The following is a 17932-nucleotide window of genomic DNA, read 5'->3' on the forward strand; positions in this document are numbered from 1 at the left end:
CCCCCCCCCCCCCCCCCCCCCCCCCCCCCCCCCCCCCCCCCCCCCCCCCCCCCCCCCCCGGCCCCCCCGCCGACCCCGCCCGAGCGGCGCAGCCACCCGCAGGCCAAAGGGCCGCGCCCCCGGATCCCGGGGGCACGGCCCTTTCTCGCGCACCGCGGCCCGCGGCCGCGCTCGCGGCCGCTCAGACGGTGGTGACGACCTCGTCGAACGCCAGGCGCGGGGAGCGCGCGAACGCCGCGTCCTCGCCCGGCTTGCCGATGTTGACGACCATCAGCGGGGTGTGGTCGGCGTCCAGGAACTCCTTCTGGATGCCGGCGAAGTCGGCGCCGGTCATCGGGCCCGCGGCCAGACCGGCGGCGCGGACGCCGACGATGAAGTACGCGGCCTGCAGGGCGGCGTTCAGCAGCGCGGACTGCTCGCGGACCGGGCGCTCGGCGAAGAAGAGGTCCTTGGCCTGCGGGAAGTGCGGCAGCAGCTGCGGGAGCTCCTCGTGGAACTCGTTGTCCGCGGAGAGGATCGCGACCAGCGGCGCGGCGGCGGTCTTCGCCGCGTTGCCCTCGGCCATGTGCTTCACGAGGCGCTCGCGGGCCTCGGGGGAGCGGACCAGCGTGATGCGCAGCGGCGTCTGGTTGAACGCGGTGGGGCCGAACTTCACCAGGTCGTAGATCGCCTGGACCTGCTCCTCGGTGACCGGCTCGTCCGAGAACGAGTTGGCCGTGCGGGCCTCGCGGAACAGCAGGTCCTGCGCGGCGGAGTCAAGAACGAGAGACATCGGAAAGCCTTCTTCCATACGGAGGTGAAGCGATGTCCCCGACTCTACGGCCGAGGTAGATGAATTTTCAACTAAATGCCCCCGATGGTGATCGGGATCACTCCTCCTCGGCCGGCTCGCGCGCCGCCAGCGCCGAGTCCAGCCGGGCCCGGGCGCCCTCCAGCCAGTGCCGGCAGACCGTCGCCAGCTCCTCGCCGCGCTCCCAGAGCGCCAGCGAGTCCTCCAGCGAGGTCCCGCCCGCCTCCAGCTTGCGGACGACCTCGATGAGCTCGTCACGGGCCTGCTCGTATCCCAGCGCCGTCTCGGCCTCTGCCATTCCCTCGTCCATCCTCTGCGTGTAGTGCAACCAGTTGGTTGCGGCCGTGTGTCGTGTTTCCGGGTGCCGCTGCCCGCTGCCCGCTGCCCGCTGCCCGTTACTCGGGCGGGGCGACCCGTACGGAGAAGCTGCCCCCCGCCACCCGTGCCCGCAGCACCTCGTCCGCCGCGAGCTCCTGCGGTGAACGCACCACATGGCCGTCGGCCCGCTGCAGTACGGCGTACCCGCGCTCCAGGGTCGCTGCCGGGGACAGCGCCACCACCCGGGCGAGGGTGTGGGCGAGCTCCGAGTCGGCCCGGTCCAGCAGGTGCCCGAGCGTGCGCCGGCCGCGCGCCAGCAGCGCGTCCAGCTCGTCCTCCCGGATCTCCACCATCCGCTGCGGGTGGACGAAGACCGGCCGGGCGAGGGCGTGCGCGAGCCCCCGCTCCTCCCGGTCGAGCAGCCCGGTCACCGCCCGCAGCCCCCGGGCCTGCAGCTGGCGTACCCGCTCCAGCTCCTCGCCCACGTCCGGGACCACCTTCTTCGCCGCGTCCGTGGGCGTGGAGGCCCGTACGTCCGCGACCAGGTCCAGCAGCGGGGAGTCCGGCTCGTGGCCGATCGCCGAGACCACGGGCGTGCGGGCCGCCGCCACGGCGCGCACGACCTCCTCGTCGGAGAAGGGCAGCAGGTCCTCCACGCTGCCGCCGCCACGCGCCACGATGATCACGTCGACCTCGTCCAGGTCGTCGAGCTCCTTGACCGCCCGGACCACCTGCGGCACGGCGTGGACGCCCTGGACGGCCACGTTCCGCACTTCGAAGCGGACCGCGGGCCACCGGCGGCGGGCGTTCTCCAGTACGTCGCGCTCGGCGGCCGAGGCCCGGCCGACCACCAGTCCGATCAGCTGCGGCAGGAAGGGCAGCGGCTTCTTGCGCTCCAGCGCGAAGAGCCCCTCGGAGGCCAGCGAGCGCTTGAGCCGCTCCAGCCGGGCGAGGAGCTCCCCGATGCCGACGGGCCGTATCTCCGTGGCCCGCAGGGACAGCTGCCCGCGCGGGGCGTACCACTCGGGCTTGGCCAGCAGGACGACCCGGGCACCCTCCGAGACCACGTCCGCGACCTCGTCGAAGACCTGGCGGAAGCAGGTCACGCTGACCGAGATGTCGTGCGAGGGGTCGCGCAGCGTCAGGAAGACCACCCCCGCCCCCGGCCGCCGCGAGAGCTGCGTGATCTGCCCCTCCACCCACACCTGACCGAGCCGCTCGATCCAGCCCCCGATGAGCCGCGACACCTGGCCTACCGGCAGCGGCGCCTCGGCCGACGTATTCAGACCCATGCACGCAGGCTAACGGGCGCCGCTGACAGCGTCTCAGGCCCCGGGGCGGGTGTCGGACCCCGGCGCCCCGAAATCCGCGCCCCCACCGGGCCCACCGCCCCCACCGGGCCCACCGCCCCCACCGGGCCCACCGCCCCCACCGGGCCCACCGCCCCCACCGGCCCCACCCTGCTTGCCCTGCCCGCCCCGGTGGCCGTGCTGGGCCAGGAGCACGGCCAGGCCCACCGCCAGCCATGCCGCGCCCACCACCTGCGCCGTCCAGGAGGCCTCCACGATCACCGCGACGGTCACCGCCGCCCCGAGCACCGGCATCACCAGGTGCTTCCACCGCACCGGCGGGCCCTCCCGCCGCTTCACCACGAACCACCCCACCACCGACGCGTGCAGCAGGGTGAAGGCCACCAGTGCCCCGACGTCCACGACGGACACCAGGTGGTCCAGCCCGTCGTCGCGCCGGGCCGCCCACACGGCGGCCACCAGCGTGACGGCGGCCGCCACCAGCAGGGCGAGCCGCGGGGTGCCGTTCGAGGTCCGCGCGAGCACCCGGGGGAGCCGCCGCTCCCGGGCCATCGCGAACACCAGCCGCCCGGCCGCCGCCTGCCCCGCCAGCGCCGCGAAGGCCGCCCCGATGGCCTTGCCGGCCGCCACCAGGTCGTGCAGCCAGGGGCCGACCGAGGACTCCACCGCGTCGTAGAAGGCCGGGCCCTGCCGTCCCGGATCGGCCGCGAGCTCCGCCGCGGAGACGGGCATGAGCAGCGCCGCCAGATAGCTCTGGGCGATGAACAGCAGCCCCGCCAGCGCCAGGCAGAAGAGCACCGCCCGCGCCACGCGCTCCGAGCCCCCCGTCACCTCCTCGGCGAAGGAGGCGATGGCGTCGAAGCCGAGATAGGAGAGGACCGCCACGGACACCGCGCCCAGCACCGCGGCCGTACTGAAGCCGAGCGAGCCGTCGCCGGTCAGCGGGGACAGCCAGCCGCGCCGCGCCCCGCCCTGGACCAGGACCGTCACCGCGGCGACCAGGAAGACGAGCAGGACGACGATCTCCAGGGCCAGCACGGCGAAGCCCACGCGCGCGGCCGCCCGTACGCCCCACAGGTTGAGCAGGGTGGTGATCCCGACGGCCAGCGCCGTCCACGCCCACCGGGAGACCTCCGGCACCAGCGCGTTCATCGCGATCCCGGAGAAGAGGTACGCGACCGCCGGGATCAGCAGGTAGTCGAGCATGGCCATCCACCCGGCGATCAGCCCCGGCCCCTCGCCCAGGCCCTTGCGGGCGTAGGTGAAGACCGAGCCGGCCTGCGGGGCCACCCGCACCATCTGCGCGTACGAGAAGGCCGTGAAGGCCATCGCGACGGTCGCGGCGAGGTAGACGAGGGCGACGGCGCCGTGCGACTTCGCGTCCAGGGTGCCGAAGACCCCGACGGGGGCCATGGGGGCGATGAAGAGCAGCCCGTAGACGACCAGGTCCCGGAAGCCGAGGCTCCGCCGGAGCGGTCCGCCGGGGGCCCGCTCCGGGACCGGCGGCGCCGTACTGGGATCCGTACCCGACACCATCGGCCCTCCGGGGGACGCCGTGAACACGCTTGCGATCAAGTGTGGGGCGGACGGGGGACGAACGGCCTGCTGGGGACCCCCGTACGATGGAGGGCATGACTGCTGCCGCTTCCCGCCGTGTCCTGCTCGCCGCCCCGCGCGGCTACTGCGCGGGCGTCGACCGAGCCGTGATCGCTGTCGAGAAGGCTCTCGAGCAGTACGGCGCGCCGGTCTACGTCCGTCACGAGATCGTGCACAACAAGTACGTCGTCCAGACGCTGGAGAAGAAGGGCGCCATCTTCGTCGAGCGGACGGAGGAGGTGCCCGAGGGCTCCATCGTGATGTTCTCCGCGCACGGCGTGGCCCCCGTGGTGCACGAGGAGGCGGCGCGCGGCAAGCTCGCGACGATCGACGCCACCTGCCCGCTGGTCACCAAGGTGCACAAGGAAGCCGTCCGGTACGCGAACGAGGACTTCGACATCCTCCTCATCGGCCACGAGGGCCACGAGGAGGTCATCGGCACCTCCGGCGAGGCCCCGGACCACATCACGATCGTCGACGGCCCGGACGACGTCGCGCGCGTCGAGGTGCGGGACGAGTCGAAGGTCGTCTGGCTGTCGCAGACCACCCTCTCGGTCGACGAGACGATGGAGACGGTCGACGCGCTGAAGACCAGGTTCCCGCTGCTCGTCTCGCCGCCCAGCGACGACATCTGCTACGCCACCTCGAACCGGCAGGCCGCCGTCAAGGTGATGGGCGCCGACTCCGACCTGGTCATCGTGGTCGGCTCGAAGAACTCCTCGAACTCCATCCGGCTGGTGGAGGTCGCGCTCGACGCGGGCGCGCGCGCCGCGCACCTCGTCGACTTCGCGAGCGAGATCGACGAGGCCTGGCTGGAGGGCGTCACCACCGTCGGCCTCACCTCGGGCGCCTCGGTGCCGGAGGTCCTCGTCGAGGAGGTCCTGGAGTGGCTGGCGGCGCGCGGTTACGCGGACGTGGAGATCGTCAAGACCGCCGAGGAGTCGATCGTCTTCTCGCTGCCCAAGGAACTGCGCCGCGACCTGCGGGCCGAGGCCGCCGAACTGGTCGCAGACAAGTAACTCCTTTCGTACGGTATGTCCATGCAGATCTTTGGCGTGGACATCGGCGGATCCGGGATCAAGGGCGCTCCCGTGGACCTGGACCCGGACCGTGGCGACCTGGCGCACGAGCGCCACAAAGTACTGACACCGCAGCCGGCCACCCCCGACGAGGTGGCCGGCTGCGTCGTCGAGGTGGTGCGCCACTTCGACTGGGACGGCCCGGTGGGGGTCACCTTCCCCGGGGTGGTCACGGGCGGCCTCATCCGTACCGCGGCCAACATGGACAAGGGGTGGGTCGGCGTCGAGGCGGCGGACCTGCTGTCGCAGCGGCTGGACGGCAGGCCGGTCACGGTCCTCAACGACGCGGACGCGGCGGGGATCGCGGAGATGGCGTACGGGGCCGGGAAGGGGCGCGACGGCACGGTCATCATGCTGACGCTGGGCACGGGCATCGGCAGCGCCCTCTTCCGGGACGGGCGGCTGGTGCCGAACACGGAGCTCGGCCACCTGGAGCTGAAGGGCCACGACGCGGAGACGCGGGCGTCGGTGAAGGCCAAGGAGGACCACGAGCTGACCTGGGAGCGCTGGGCGCACCGGGTGCAGAAGTACCTGGAGCACGTGGAGATGCTCTTCTCCCCGGACCTCTTCATCATCGGCGGCGGCGTCAGCCGCAAGCCGGAGAAGTTCCTGCCGCTGATCGAGGACGTCCGGGCCGAGATCGTGCCGGCGAAGCTCCAGAACAACGCGGGGATCGTGGGCGCGGCGATGGCGGCGAAGGCGGCGAAGGCGGCGAAGGGCCGGTAGCCCGGTCCGCTCGGCTAGGAGGTGGAGGCGGTCCGGCGGGGGAGCCGCCTCTTCCCGATCAGCACGGCCTTGCGCACGACGACGATCAGCGCGGCGACCAGCGTGCCCGCGTACAGCCAGCCGGCGTGCAGCGACAGGGCGGACACCAGCCCCATGAGCTGCCCGCCGAAGCCGCCGGAGCCGCCCGAGATGGGCCACACCCCGGCGGCGAAGGCGATGGGGGCGCTGATCGGCGCGGTGACCAGGTCGGCGGGCCGCACCCAGAGCGCGGCGGCGGCCGCGACGGGCACGAAGAGCAGCCCGTAGACGAAGAGCGAGGAGCCGAAGAGCAGCCGGCAGATCCCGGCGACGAGCACCATGGCCGCGCACGCGAACAGTCCGCCGCCGAGCCCGGTCAGCCGGGGCCGGGGCATCCGCCGCACCGCCGCGGGCCGCGGGGCGCCGCCCTGGGCGGGCACGCCCGTCGGCGGCCGACGGCGCTGGGCCGGGGGTCGCTGCGGGTGAGGGGCCGGTCGCGTCCTGTATTGCTCCACCCCACCAAACTAGGCGGGGAGGGCGCCGGATCGGCTCCCGGACACGCGTACATCCACCGCCACTCATCGGAAAGTAAACTGTCCGGTGGCCCACCTCCGGGCCGCCGCCCCCTCCAGCTACGGGAAGTCGCCAACGTGTCGCTCACGATCGGAATCGTCGGCCTGCCGAATGTCGGCAAGTCGACCCTGTTCAACGCCCTGACCAAGAACGACGTGCTGGCGGCCAACTACCCGTTCGCCACGATCGAGCCGAACGTCGGCGTCGTCGGCGTCCCGGACCAGCGCCTCGGCGTCCTGGCCGGCATCTTCGGCTCGCAGCGGATCCTCCCGGCGACGGTCGACTTCGTCGACATCGCGGGCATCGTCCGCGGCGCCTCGGAGGGCGAGGGCCTGGGCAACAAGTTCCTGGCGAACATCCGCGAGTCGGACGCCATCTGCCAGGTCATCCGCGCCTTCAAGGACGAGAACGTCGTCCACGTCGACGGCAAGGTCTCGCCGAAGGACGACATCGAGACGATCAACACCGAGCTGATCCTCGCCGACCTCCAGTCCATCGAGAAGGCGGTGCCGCGCCTGACGAAGGAGTCCCGCCTCCAGAAGGAGAAGGTCGCGGTCCTCGCCGCCGTCGAGAAGGCCCAGAAGATCCTGGAGGAGGGCCACACCCTCTTCTCCCGCGGCATCACCAAGGGCACGGAGCAGGGCGACCTCCTCCACGAGCTCCACCTCCTCACCACGAAGCCCTTCCTCTACGTCTTCAACGTGGACGAGGACGAGCTGACGGACGACGCGTTCAAGGCGGAGCAGTCCGCCCTGGTCGCCCCGGCGGAGGCGATCTTCCTGAACGCCAAGCTGGAGGCGGACCTGGTCGAGCTGGACGACGAGGAGGCCCTCGAACTCCTCCAGTCGGTCGGCCAGGACGAGCCCGGCATGGCCACCCTCGGCCGCGTCGGCTTCGCCACCCTGGGCCTGCAGACCTACCTGACGGCCGGCCCGAAGGAAACCCGCGCCTGGACCATCAAGCAGGGCGCCACCGCCCCCGAGGCCGCCGGCGTGATCCACACCGACTTCCAGCGCGGCTTCATCAAGGCCGAGGTCATCTCGTTCGCGGACCTGGTCGCCTGCGGCTCGGTCGCCGAGGCCCGCTCCAAGGGCAAGGCCCGCATGGAGGGCAAGGACTACGTCATGCAGGACGGCGACGTGGTCGAGTTCCGCTTCAACGTGTAGCCAGCTGCGTACCGCAATGCAGGTGGTCTAGCAAACATGCAGGTCGAAGGGGTCCGTCTCTTTGGAGTCGGACCCCTGACTGATTCCCGTGCTTCTGGGCTGCTATCCGCGCCTTCGCCTGGTCCATCGCCTCGTCGCCGGGCGCACGACGCCTGGCTCATGCACCATGCGCGAGGGGCATGCAGAGTGGTACGTTATTAGGTACCACTCTGAGGGAAGAGGTCAGGCCGTGTCGATAACTGCGAGTGAAGCCCGCAAGGAGCTCTTCCCGCTGATCAAGAAGGTCAACGAGAACCACGAGGCCATCGAGATCGTCTCGAAGCACGGCAACGCCGTGCTTGTCTCGGCCGAGGACTACGCGGCGCTGCGCGAGGGCTCGTATCTGCTGCGCTCTCCGGCGAACGCTCGCCGGCTCCTCAAGGCGTACGAGAACGCCCTGGCGAACATCAACGTGTCGGAGCGCGAGCTGATCGATCCGGACTCGGCGGACGCGGGTGCGGGTGGCGCGTGAGACTCGTCTTCGAGGATCAGGGCTGGGAGGACTACACGTCCTGGCTCAAGAGCGATCGCAAGATGCTCGCTCGAATCAACAAGCTCATCGAGGACGTGAGGCGTGACCCGTTCTCGGGGATCGGCAAGCCCGAACCTTTGAAGTACCACCTGCCTGGCGTGTGGTCGCGGCGGATCGACGACGAGCACCGTCTCGTCTACCTGGTGACAGACAGAGAGATCGTCGTCCTCGCAGCTCGGTACCACTACTGACCGCCCGTGCTGGGATGGGGCTGGGATGACCCCCTTACCCAAAGACGGCCTGACCTGTGAGAACACGGGTCAGGCCTTTGTGCTGTCCGCACGCGCCGGCGGCGTTCACCCCAGACCTCGGCCTCGGTCAGAACCTCCCCGGAGCGATGGGCGAGACCGCTCGGCCCCGAGATCCTCAGGAACGGCCAGGAAGACGAGGGCTCCGTCGATCAGTTCGGTGTGGCGGGGTGCCTCGGGAAGGCGGTCGAGATCCTCCGCGAACCAGCCTTCCGCGCGCGGCGGGCGCATCCAGTCGGGCAGCGCGGTCATGGCTTCACGGTAGCCCTGCAACTCAAGCCGAGGAACGAACGGACCTGGCGTGTGGAGTTCCGGTGACTTGCCGCGCCATTACCGGCAGACCGACTCATATCAACCGCGGTCCGCGGTCCGTCTGAGAGGCGCGTGGCCTTCAGTCGCTTTCTCTGTGCCGACTTGGGCCCTGTGAAAGCGTGTTTCCCCAGGTGGGGGTGTTGTAGTGGGCGCGTGGTGGGTGCCCCACCCGACCTTGCCGAAGGGTCGGGGTGCCTGGGGCAGGGCTACCGACGGGACCAGCCGTTCGCGTAGGTGCACTGGAGATCCGTCAAGCGGCGCTGGTCGGCGGGTGTGAAAGAGGGGGAGTCCTGGAGGTGTGCAAGGGCCTGCACCCACCGGTCCCAGCGGCCGTCGGGCTCCGTGAAGCGGTCGGCGTGGTGGGTGCCGAGCCGGGCGTCGAGGTGAAGGAGGGCGCCCAGGGCGGCGGGCTGGTCGTAGCGGAGGTCGGTGCGGGGGAGGTAGCGGTCGAGGTAGGCGGCGAGGATCTCGGCGTCCGCGTGCGTGCCGAAGCGGGCCAAGGCGAAGCAGTAGGCGCCGCCGGAGTAGCAGACCTCGCTGGCCAGGAGCAGGTCGCCGATGCGTGCCCGGAACCGTTCGCGGCGGTCGACGCCGATCAGCCAGGCGGCGGTGAGGCGCGAGCGCCATTCGTATCCGAGGAGGGCTTCCAGTTCCTCGTCGGTGATCGCTGCGGCGTCGTCGATCAGGTGGCGGGTGAAGCGGGTGGTGTGCCGCCGCCGGGGGCTCAGGAAGCGCCCGCCATTCAGTACGAGGTAGCGCGGGAGGCCCGCGTACATCCTCGTCACGTAGCTCTCGACCACATGACCGTGGCCGATCTCCCTGGGCTGCCGGAACGGCATCGTCACCTCTCCGGGTGCAGGTCGGTACGGTCGATCCAGGTGGGGGCGACGAAGATGTTGTCGCCGGCGGGGGCTTCGGAGGATTCCAGCAGGGACCAGGCGCGGGACTCTTCGACCAGGTGCTCCCAGGGTGCATTCCAGTCGAGTTCCCAGTCCAGGCCGGTGCCGGAGATCGCGTAGGTGCCGCCGCTGTCCACTCGCCAGAACTGGGAGTAGAGGATCACCTGGGCGTGGTCGGCCAGGTCGTTGACGATCTCGGTGAAGTGGGCCGAGGGCCAGCCGGGGGCGTCGTCCGCAGCGCTGACTCGTAGGCGCGCGGTGAGCGGCGGGACGACGGGGGCGCGGGCGCCGAGTTCCGTCAGGGCCCAGCGGATGCCGTCGGGCTCGGTCCAGTCCGGCGGAGTGGCCCGTTCCAGGCAGGCGTGGTGGGCGCGGCGCAGGGGCTCGACCGCGCCCTCGATCTCCAGGTTCGCCAAGGCGATCGCCGCCCATCCGCGGACGGTCGGGTTGTCGCTGGCCAGCAGGCCGATGAGGGCGGGGCCGCAGCGGGGATCGCCCACCGCCTCGAAGACCTCGATGGCGGTCAGCTGACCGAAGCCGCCGAGGGAGGGGAGTCCGTGGATGATGGCGGGGATAGCGTCGGCGCCGATCCGGATCAGTTCCGCGCGGGCGTCGTAGGACGCGCCGGCTTCGCCGTCCAGCTGGTGGACGAGTCCCTCGATGTGGTGAGTCACGACGCCGGGTGGGCGCGGCGCCAGAAGGTGGGGAGCCACCAGCAGAGCACCGAGAGGTCGTCGGGCCACGGGACGCGGTCCTCGGCTTCCCAGTCCTCGAAGGAGTCGCGTGTCAGGTCGATGGGACGCCAGGCGGGGTCCAGGGGTTCGTCCTCTGCCGGAGGGCGGACGTACTGCCGTCCGTGCTGATCGCAGGCGCCGAAGTCCTGGTAGTTGCGCTGGGCCTCGATCAGGGAGATCTTGTTCGCTCCGCCGTCCATGGTCGGCCAGCGGAACTGGACCCCGTCGTCCTCCCAGAAGCAGACGGGGCAGATCCCGTACGAGCCGGGCAGGTCGTCGAGCACGCGGTGCCCGCAGCAGGGACAGGGGTGGGAGTCTCTCACCTGCACAGTCTGGTTGCAGGTCCGGCCGGTACGCCATGAGTTTCTCTGTCTCCGCACACCCGGCTCTCCGCACACCCGGCCGGTCTGCAGCCGGCCTCCCGTCCACATGCCGTCCAGGGGGCACGGCTCCAGGGGAAGAGCCGACTCCCGCCGTTGGGCGCGGCATCTGCCGGAGTGGTCGAGGCGGTGTTCGAGTCGACAGGGGCGGCCGCGTGGCCGCAACGGTCAAGTGCCTTGGCGTCAGCCGGACATGGAGCTGCTTCGGGAGTAGCCTCCGGGGCGGGCTTGGGCCTTGAAGGTCGGGCGTCCCGCTGGGGCGCAACAGGGGAGGAAGCGACACCAGTGAGCCGGCTGTTGTTGGGTGTGACGGGTGTTCTCATTGCGGCGGGCGTTGGGCTGCAGGTCTGGGCCTCGGGGCCGAGGGGGCAGGGGCGGCAGTATGCACTGCAGTTGCCCTCCGTTCTCCTCTACTCGCTGGCGAGCGCGCTTTTCCTGTATTCGACGTTCCCTGACTCGGTATCGGAAGGCAGAGCGATGGGGTTCGGGCTCGGCGGTGCTGCCGGGTTTGCCGGGTTCTTCATGCTCGTCTCCTATTCCTGGCTTTCCAAGACGAGGCCCCATGACGAGACCGCCTCCGCGCTCAAGGCCGCCGCCAAGGAGAATGCCAGACTCCGGAAACGGCTCGACAGTGCCTTGGCCGCACAGGACGCGCCGGTACCGCCGGCGCGCAGCACCCGGTACGAGGTTCCGCTCAAGGACAGCCGTCGGCACCACCTCGGGATGATTACCGGAAATCTGGCGAACGTGCTGGGGGTGGACGTGTGGGTCAATCCTGAGAACACCCAGATGGACATGTCCCGCATCACCGAGCCGACGATCTCCGCGACGATCCGCTACCACGGAGGGACGCGGGACGCGGGCGGGCACCTCGTGAAGGACCGGATCGCCCTGGAGCTGGCCGGGAAGATGGCGGGTCAGACCCATGTCGCCGCAGGCCAGGTCCTGAGTACCGGGTCAGGAGAGCTCCTCGGGAGCCACCAGGTCAAGCGCATCGTCCACGTCGCCGCCGTCGAGGGTGAGCCCGCATCGGGCTTCAGGCAGGTCATGGACCTGGAGCGGTGCGTGCGCAACCTGCTGGGCGAGGTGGACCGGCTGAACGAGGCCGGGGAGGGGCTGCGCTCCGTCGTGTTGCCGTTGCTGGGAACAGGGGGTGGCAACAGCGATCTCCGGAGGACCGCGGAGGGTCTGGCGGCCGCCGTCGCAGGTTACTTCCAGGCCCACCCGGCCTCGCGGATCCGCACGGTCTACCTATTGGCCTATACGGATGTGCAGGCCGAGGTGTGCCGGTCCGTGATCACGCTGCTTCCGGAACTAATGGATCCGCCCGAGGCGTGATTTCGGACGTCGGAAACGCTTCTTGTCGGCCTGGTCGGCGCGCTGCCATAGTGCTCGGCAAGGAGGGGACATGAGTCGGAGTGGTGCTGAAATCACCTGTCACTTATGTGCAGCCGATGGAATGCCCTGCAATCGGTGCCGGGCATTCCACTCCCTGCCGAAAGGCAGATTGTTCCAAGCGTTTCTCACCTTTGTCATCGGTGCTCCGCACCGGCTTCAGAAGCCGCTTCTACGGAAGACCCCGGCCCTGTGCTGGGCCGGTAGCTTCGCGGTTCTGCTCGCTTCCGTGGGCCTGGGGGCCACCGCCGTGCTGGCAGGTACGGAGCCCGCGTCGCTGCCGGTCCGGTTGGCCGCCGCAGCAGCAGCGTCGATGTGCTCCGTAGTAGCAGCGGGGGCCTTCAGAGCCCAGCACAACTTCGTCCTGCACCATGCCAGTCACGGAGATCTGGGGCCCCACGGCAGGCTGATAGGCGAGCTGGCGGGTGTGGTCGGCATGACCCAGTCCTTGGCCGAGTACCGCGCCGACCACGCCGTGCACCATGCCTCACTGACCATGGACGATGACCCCGACCAGAAGGATCTCGGCCGGTTGGGCATCGTCCCCGGGCTTCCGAGGCAGGAGTACCCCAGGAGGCTGGTGCGGGCGCTGGTCTCGCCACGGCTCATCGCGCACACCGTGGCCCGACGAATCAGCCGGAACTTCGCCCCCCGCCGGCGTCCCCTGCGCACCGCGTGCTTCGCGGGGTTCCAGGCGCTCCTGCTGCTGTTCGCGGTGGGATGGTCCCTGAGAGTCGACGGGCCCGCGCCACTCATCGCATGGGCCGTCTCGTGGGCCCTTCCGCTGACGATCGGCCACCACATGAGCATGGTGCTCTACGCGCTGGGCCTGCACGCGTGGTTCAAGGAGTCCGAGGAGCCCGGCTGGTCGGGATATGCGGAGAAGACCGGTGCCCGGTTCTTCGTCGACCGCACTCCGGATCCGGCTCCTTGGACCCCGACCCACCTGCGTGCCTGGGCCAGATGGTGGATTCGTTTCATGTTCTGGCATCTGGTCGTAGGGCGGTTCTTCGTCATCGGCCTGACCGACAACGGCTGTCACGACGCGCACCACGCGGACCCTGCGGGGCGACGCTTCGACTGGGCGAACGCCGCCTATGCGAGGGCGGACATGCTGGACGGGAGTCCGCTGGCCAGAGCCCACTTCTGGCACACGTGGACGCTCGGTGAGGCAATCGCGCAGAACTTCGACCAGCTGGCGCAAGAGGCCAGGGGCGGGGTTCGTTGAGGCGCTGCGACCGAGCCGGCCGACTGGCTAGGATCGCGCCGTTGGGCAGAGCGTGCCGTGTCCACGGTACGCCGGGACGTCGCTTGGATCGTGCGGGAGAGACGATGCTGACTATCGAAGTGGCCCAGGGCGAAGAGGTGTTGAGCCGCGTCCGGACGGAGTTGGCCGCACGGAGCGTCGTCAAGGGAGCGATCGTCTCCGTCATCGGCGCTGTGGACCACTGCGAGGTCAGCACCATGCCCAAAGGTGATGCCGGTTCCGATGTCATCCGGACGTACACCGATCCACTGGAGATGTTCGGCACGGGGGAGGTCCGCGACGGCGTTCCGCACATCCACGCCGTGTTCGGCACGGAAGACGGAAGCGCCGTCAGCGGTCACCTGCATGCAGCGACGGTCGGCCACTGGTTCGTCCGCGTCTATGTGATCGCGGATCAGTAGCCGTGCCTTGCGTCGACGAGGCCCTCCAACGCGAGACCGTCTCGCAGGTTCGCCACGTTGCGGGTCACCCGTCCGCACAGCATGGCGGCCACGTAGTCGGCTGAGTCCGCACAATGAGAAGTGATGAGGGCCCCGGGATGATGCCAGAGCGGATGCCCCTCCGGGAGCGGCTCCGGTTCGGTGACGTCGAGTGCGGCGGCCGCGATTGATCCGTCCTGCAAGGCCGAGTACAGCGCCTCGGTGTCCACGTGTTTCCCGCGAGCGACGTTGACCAAAACCGCGTGGGGCGGGAGCAGGGCCAGTTGTTCGGCGCCGATGATGTGCCGCGTTCGAGGGGTCAGCGCCAGGGCGAGGACCAGCACGTCCGTCTCCGGCAGGACCTGTTCCAACGCGGACACCGGGAGGGTCTCGTCAACCCCTTGCATAGGCTGTGCTGTGCGGCGCAACACCCGAATCCTGCACTGGAAGGGTTGCAGCAGCCGCACCAGCGAGGCGGAGGTTCCTCCACCGCCCAGGATGGTGACCCGCCGGCCGAAGAGCGAACCGGGGTCGATCGAATGCCAGCGAGGAGTCCTGGCCTGTGCCACGAGATGCCGCAGGGAGGCCAGGACCAGGGTCAGGGCGTGTTCGGCCACCTGGTCGGCGAACAGCCCCTTGGCACAGGTGAACGTCACATCGCGGTCCATGAAGCCCTGTGCCACCAGCTCCTCCACCCCCGCCCAGGGGAACTGAACCCAGCGGATGGCGGGGTACTTGTCCAGAAACCGGCCCAGTTCGCCGACGCCGTCCTGGGTGAGCCACACCAGTCCTGCGGCCTGATCGGCCGTGGTCACATGGCCGCCTCCAGCGCGGACGGCATCCGCGATCCGGCTCCGCATCGCGGCGACTTCCGGGTCGTTCGCCCGCCCGGCCGCGGCGTTTCCCTGGGCAGGCTCGATGGCGATGGCGCTGTTCATGGTGCTCCCTGTCCCAATGACGATCTCATCTGCGGGATCAGCGCCCTGATCTCCACCACGTCCTCCTGGCGCTCAACCTCTTCCAGGGTCTGGAGGATGTCGTCAGCCGCCACATCACTCACTTGCTGCAGTAGTGCCAGCGAGAGCCAGCGGGCGACCCCGTCCCGGTGATTGAGTGCCTCGCCACAGAACCGGTTGGCGACCGTCTTCAGTTGGTCCGAGGTGAGCGTCAGGAGGTGGGGCAGCCGCCTGCCGTTGGGCTCGCTCGCAAGGCGCTGGGCGGATTCCCAGCGGATCTCGAGCACGCGGAAGATGACGGCGGTGAGGTAGAGGCGCCTGACCTCCTTGTCGCGGTCGAGCAGCTGGATGACATTGCTGGTCAGGGCCGGGTCTCCCACTTTCGAGATGATGCCGGCGGCGTTGACTTGCAGCAGGGACGTCTCCCCCTCGTTCATCCAGCGCTTGAGCGTCGCAATGTGAACGGGCTCCCGCAGGAGGAGGTCCTTGATGAATTGGTCTGTCTCGTGCGACGTCTGGGCCTCTGTGAGGCGCCTGCTGTCGTCCTCGCAGATGTCAGCGAAGATCCTCTGCGCGATGAAGAACTCCATGAACGACTTGTGGGCGAAGCTGTAGTAGCCTGCTCTGTCGCGCTGCAGGAACGACTGGGTGCGGACATCGTGCTCGTAGTTGTAGACGAGCGGTGTCCGGCTGTGGGGAAGGGACTCGAGCAGGGTCCTGGGAAGTTCTGAATAGTGCACCGACGCCGTCTCGCGCCGGAACATTTCCCAGGCGAGTTCCTGCATGAGGGCGCGATGGTCCCGGGAGTCGAGGATCGAGCGCTGCTCCGTCAGGTTCTTGCGCATCCACTCATCGGTATAAGTCTCATAGAGCGTGGCGGGGTTGACCGTCGCCTGTTGGACGAGCATCGGAAGAGTGGCGACGATCATCGACAGCAGGATCGGCCGCTGGGCCAGGTCCGCGAGGTCGTAGATTCGCTTCATCTGCTCGTGGTACGCCTCTGACCGGCTGCCCACCAGGCGTTGCAGCGCCTCGCGGATCCGTTGTTCGTCGAACTGCAGGAGGTGCAGGATCTCGAAATTGGGCCGCTCCCTCAGGTGGATGCGCTGGAGGCCTTCTCCGGCCAGGACCTCACGCTCCTCAAGGTCGGTGCGGAAGTAGCTGGTCCGGCAGGTCAGGACCGCTTTGCAGTTCGCTTCGGGTTCCACGATCTTGGCGAGTTCGTCGAAGTTCCGCACGGTGGCCAAGTCGTCGACCCGGGCCTGCATCTCATCGAAACCGTCGAGGATCAGGACCAGGCTGTCGTGGCGGTTGAGGAACTGGAATGTCTCGTATCCACCGGGAAGATGAAGGCCGTAGCTGTTCACCAGGGTGTCGGTGATGAGCTCTTTTATGTTGACGGTGTCGCCGCGGGAGCGATCGCGCAGGGAGATCAGGATGGGTACGCGATTGTGCTCACAGTCCTCCAGGTAGCGGCGGGCGAGGGTGGCTGCATAGTGGCGGCACAGCCAGGTCTTTCCGGTTCCGAAGTCTCCGACGATGGAGATGTGGTTGCGGCCGGGGGTGTCGATCCACACATCGAGGAAGGCTTCCACGTCGTCAAAGCTGTCGACGCTGATCGAGGTCGCCCGTAGCCGGTCGTACTGGGGCACTTCGCAGGCGAGGCTGACCCACAGATCGTCGATGCGTTGCCTTTCGTGCTCCTCGATGAGACGCGAAAGGTAGCTGTCGATGTTCAGCATGGTGCGGTAGAACTGCGCGATGGACATGATCCGGGTGTCCGGACTGTTCTCGGCACGCACCTTGGCCTGGGACGTGAAGACGCCGCTGCGATAGGCAACGACCCAGATCTCCCCTTCCGTCTCATCGGACGCCCGCAGAGCCTGCGCCCCCTCGATGTGGCCCGAACCGACGCTTCCCTCCACGCACCGGACCCAGCGCAGGATGTGCGTGCCTTCGCTTTGCTTGGCGGCTCGGAAGTCCACCACTCCGGGACTGCGCCGAGGCTGGGACAGGGAGTAGCCCATCGTTTTGAGCAGCCCCATCACCTCGTCCGCAAGCTGGGTGTCGCTCCTCGTTCTGTGCTCCACCGCGCTTTCGGCGGGCGGCGGTGCGTGTCGTGTGGCGCGCTGCCGGAGTTCGGTGAGCCAGGTCAGGAGAACCTCGCTCGGGGAGCGGCCGGCCAAGGTGAGGTTGATGACACGTACGCCTCGGCGCTCAAGGTCCTTCACGGCCAGTGCGGGCGCATCGAACTGGACCGAGTAGAGATTGCGCCGGTAGTCACCGGACTCCTGGCGCAGCTGGGTCAGGAGGGTGCGCAGATCGGGGTCGGTGACGCTGTACCCGATGAACAGCACCGTCCGGGTCTGCAGGGTCGAGCTGAGCAGCCGAACGAGGGAAGGTCGGTCGGTCGTGATGCCTTCGTAGTCGCTGGAGGTGATGACGATCGATTCCGGGATCGCGAGGTCACCGTGGATCTTGACGATCTGGACGCGATCGCTCGACCAGAATCCCGCGTCGACCGCGCGGGTCACGGTGCTGTACGGCTTGCGGTCCGCTCGGTAGGTCTGCTCGAGGAGGTCGTCGAAATTCGTCGTGACGACCAACGGGACAGGAAGTGCGGCGGCAGCGTGATGTACCGGCGTGGGCTGCAGATGCAGGGTGTCCAACTGGTCCCGGATCCTCTGTACGAGGCGGTTCCTGCCGAACTCCAACTCGTAATAGGCGGCGATGTCCCGGTGGTCCGCGTCCGGAGGGCATCCCGGGATCTCGTCGGCGAGTCCGTGTACCAAGCCCTGCCAGTCCGGCAGTCCCGCGCCTTTCGAGAGCCCCGCTCCTACGAAGAGCACACCATTTCCGCGCCCGAACTGCTCTGCTAACTCAAGCGGGACTTCGAACGCGCTCATCGATCCGATTCCTCTCGCCGGCATGATTCCTCAGCTACGGATGGCTGCACGTATTGTGCCGGGGGTCCGTGACCCGTGTCTGCCGACCGCGCCAAGGTGACGAGCGCGCTCCACATCGGCCGGTTCGGCTCAGGGCGGCCGTTGCGGGGACTTCGTAGCCCGAAGGGACGACCACGGATCTGCGGTACCGGGCGCCGTCGCCCGGCGGTGGCGCACCGCGCAAGTACTACCGCCTGACCGGGGCGGGGCGTGCCGAGCTGAGCGGGGGT

At 69.2% G+C, this 17932-nt stretch carries 18 protein-coding genes and 1 pseudogene; 8 read left to right on the plus strand and 11 right to left on the minus strand.

What is annotated here, in order from left to right:
* Positions 1-181 precede the first annotated feature (181 nt).
* From ACFYP3_RS07680 to ACFYP3_RS07695, 4 genes are all read right to left on the minus strand, one after another.
* Positions 182-772, minus strand: a complete 591-nt coding sequence (locus ACFYP3_RS07680; RefSeq protein WP_388828368.1) for a malonic semialdehyde reductase — start codon at positions 770-772, stop codon at positions 182-184.
* 97 nt (positions 773-869) lie between these two features.
* Positions 870-1088, minus strand: a complete 219-nt coding sequence (locus ACFYP3_RS07685; RefSeq protein WP_388828370.1) for an exodeoxyribonuclease VII small subunit — start codon at positions 1086-1088, stop codon at positions 870-872.
* Between the two features lie 97 nt (positions 1089-1185).
* Positions 1186-2400, minus strand: coding sequence for an exodeoxyribonuclease VII large subunit (xseA, locus tag ACFYP3_RS07690; RefSeq protein ID WP_388828373.1), 1215 nt, complete (start codon positions 2398-2400; stop codon positions 1186-1188).
* A 33-nt stretch (positions 2401-2433) separates the two neighbouring features.
* The gene (locus ACFYP3_RS07695) at positions 2434-3954 is read right to left on the minus strand and encodes an APC family permease (protein WP_388828377.1); all 1521 of its coding nucleotides are present in this window, start codon (positions 3952-3954) and stop codon (positions 2434-2436) included.
* Between the two features lie 86 nt (positions 3955-4040).
* Between ACFYP3_RS07695 and ACFYP3_RS07700 the strand changes: the two genes are divergently transcribed.
* Both ACFYP3_RS07700 and ppgK read left to right on the plus strand, forming a co-directional pair.
* Positions 4041-5033: a 4-hydroxy-3-methylbut-2-enyl diphosphate reductase gene (locus ACFYP3_RS07700; RefSeq protein WP_388828380.1), complete on the plus strand. Its 993-nt coding sequence runs from the start codon at positions 4041-4043 to the stop codon at positions 5031-5033.
* A 21-nt stretch (positions 5034-5054) separates the two neighbouring features.
* Positions 5055-5819 (plus strand): polyphosphate--glucose phosphotransferase, encoded by a 765-nt coding sequence (gene ppgK, locus ACFYP3_RS07705; RefSeq protein ID WP_388828383.1) that lies wholly within the window; start codon positions 5055-5057, stop codon positions 5817-5819.
* Between the two features lie 14 nt (positions 5820-5833).
* On the opposite strand, the gene ACFYP3_RS07710 is transcribed toward ppgK, so the two are convergent.
* A complete protein-coding gene (locus ACFYP3_RS07710; protein WP_388828386.1) occupies positions 5834-6232 on the minus strand; it encodes a DUF6542 domain-containing protein in 399 nt (132 codons plus the stop codon).
* 255 nt (positions 6233-6487) lie between these two features.
* Here ACFYP3_RS07710 and ychF point away from each other — a divergent pair, with 255 nt between their 5' ends.
* The 3 genes from ychF to ACFYP3_RS07725 all read left to right on the plus strand — a co-directional run bounded on the left by ychF (position 6488) and on the right by ACFYP3_RS07725 (position 8338).
* Positions 6488-7576 (plus strand): redox-regulated ATPase YchF, encoded by a 1089-nt coding sequence (ychF, locus tag ACFYP3_RS07715; RefSeq protein ID WP_351583980.1) that lies wholly within the window; start codon positions 6488-6490, stop codon positions 7574-7576.
* A gap of 229 nt (positions 7577-7805) precedes the next feature.
* A complete protein-coding gene (locus ACFYP3_RS07720) occupies positions 7806-8087 on the plus strand; it encodes a type II toxin-antitoxin system Phd/YefM family antitoxin (RefSeq protein ID WP_388828389.1) in 282 nt (93 codons plus the stop codon).
* A complete protein-coding gene (locus ACFYP3_RS07725; RefSeq protein WP_388828392.1) occupies positions 8084-8338 on the plus strand; it encodes a Txe/YoeB family addiction module toxin in 255 nt (84 codons plus the stop codon). Before ACFYP3_RS07720 ends, ACFYP3_RS07725 begins: the two co-directional genes overlap by 4 nt.
* Positions 8339-8512: 174 nt before the next feature.
* Here ACFYP3_RS07725 and ACFYP3_RS07730 read toward each other — a convergent pair.
* The 4 genes and pseudogenes from ACFYP3_RS07730 to ACFYP3_RS07745 all read right to left on the minus strand — a co-directional run.
* Positions 8513-8647: pseudogene (locus tag ACFYP3_RS07730) on the minus strand (Uma2 family endonuclease); the annotation flags it as partial.
* A gap of 266 nt (positions 8648-8913) precedes the next feature.
* Complete coding sequence (locus ACFYP3_RS07735) at positions 8914-9546, minus strand: DUF6000 family protein (RefSeq protein ID WP_388828395.1); 633 nt, start codon at positions 9544-9546, stop codon at positions 8914-8916.
* 2 nt (positions 9547-9548) lie between these two features.
* Positions 9549-10280, minus strand: a complete 732-nt coding sequence (locus tag ACFYP3_RS07740) for a HEAT repeat domain-containing protein (RefSeq protein ID WP_388828398.1) — start codon at positions 10278-10280, stop codon at positions 9549-9551.
* Positions 10277-10663 (minus strand): CPCC family cysteine-rich protein, encoded by a 387-nt coding sequence (locus ACFYP3_RS07745; protein WP_388828401.1) that lies wholly within the window; start codon positions 10661-10663, stop codon positions 10277-10279. The genes ACFYP3_RS07740 and ACFYP3_RS07745 overlap by 4 nt, the downstream gene beginning before the upstream one ends.
* A gap of 342 nt (positions 10664-11005) precedes the next feature.
* Here ACFYP3_RS07745 and ACFYP3_RS07750 point away from each other — a divergent pair, with 342 nt between their 5' ends.
* The 3 genes from ACFYP3_RS07750 (at position 11006) to ACFYP3_RS07760 (ending at position 13783) form a co-directional block, all read left to right on the plus strand.
* On the plus strand, positions 11006-12058 hold the full coding sequence (locus tag ACFYP3_RS07750; RefSeq protein WP_388828404.1) for a macro domain-containing protein: 1053 nt from the start codon (positions 11006-11008) through the stop codon (positions 12056-12058).
* A 493-nt stretch (positions 12059-12551) separates the two neighbouring features.
* A complete protein-coding gene (locus ACFYP3_RS07755) occupies positions 12552-13343 on the plus strand; it encodes a hypothetical protein (RefSeq protein WP_388828407.1) in 792 nt (263 codons plus the stop codon).
* A gap of 104 nt (positions 13344-13447) precedes the next feature.
* On the plus strand, positions 13448-13783 hold the full coding sequence (locus ACFYP3_RS07760) for a PCC domain-containing protein (protein ID WP_388828410.1): 336 nt from the start codon (positions 13448-13450) through the stop codon (positions 13781-13783).
* Here ACFYP3_RS07760 and ACFYP3_RS07765 read toward each other — a convergent pair.
* Complete coding sequence (locus tag ACFYP3_RS07765) at positions 13777-14739, minus strand: D-isomer specific 2-hydroxyacid dehydrogenase family protein (protein WP_388828413.1); 963 nt, start codon at positions 14737-14739, stop codon at positions 13777-13779. The two genes, ACFYP3_RS07760 and ACFYP3_RS07765, sit on opposite strands and share 7 nt — an antisense overlap.
* Positions 14736-17663: an SIR2 family protein gene (locus ACFYP3_RS07770; protein ID WP_388828416.1), complete on the minus strand. Its 2928-nt coding sequence runs from the start codon at positions 17661-17663 to the stop codon at positions 14736-14738. The genes ACFYP3_RS07765 and ACFYP3_RS07770 overlap by 4 nt, the downstream gene beginning before the upstream one ends.
* Positions 17664-17932: the final 269 nt, after the last annotated feature.

Origin of the sequence: Streptomyces sp. NPDC005533, assembly GCF_042871845.1 — a bacterium.
In the GTDB taxonomy this organism is placed as follows: Bacteria; Actinomycetota; Actinomycetes; order Streptomycetales; family Streptomycetaceae; genus Streptomyces.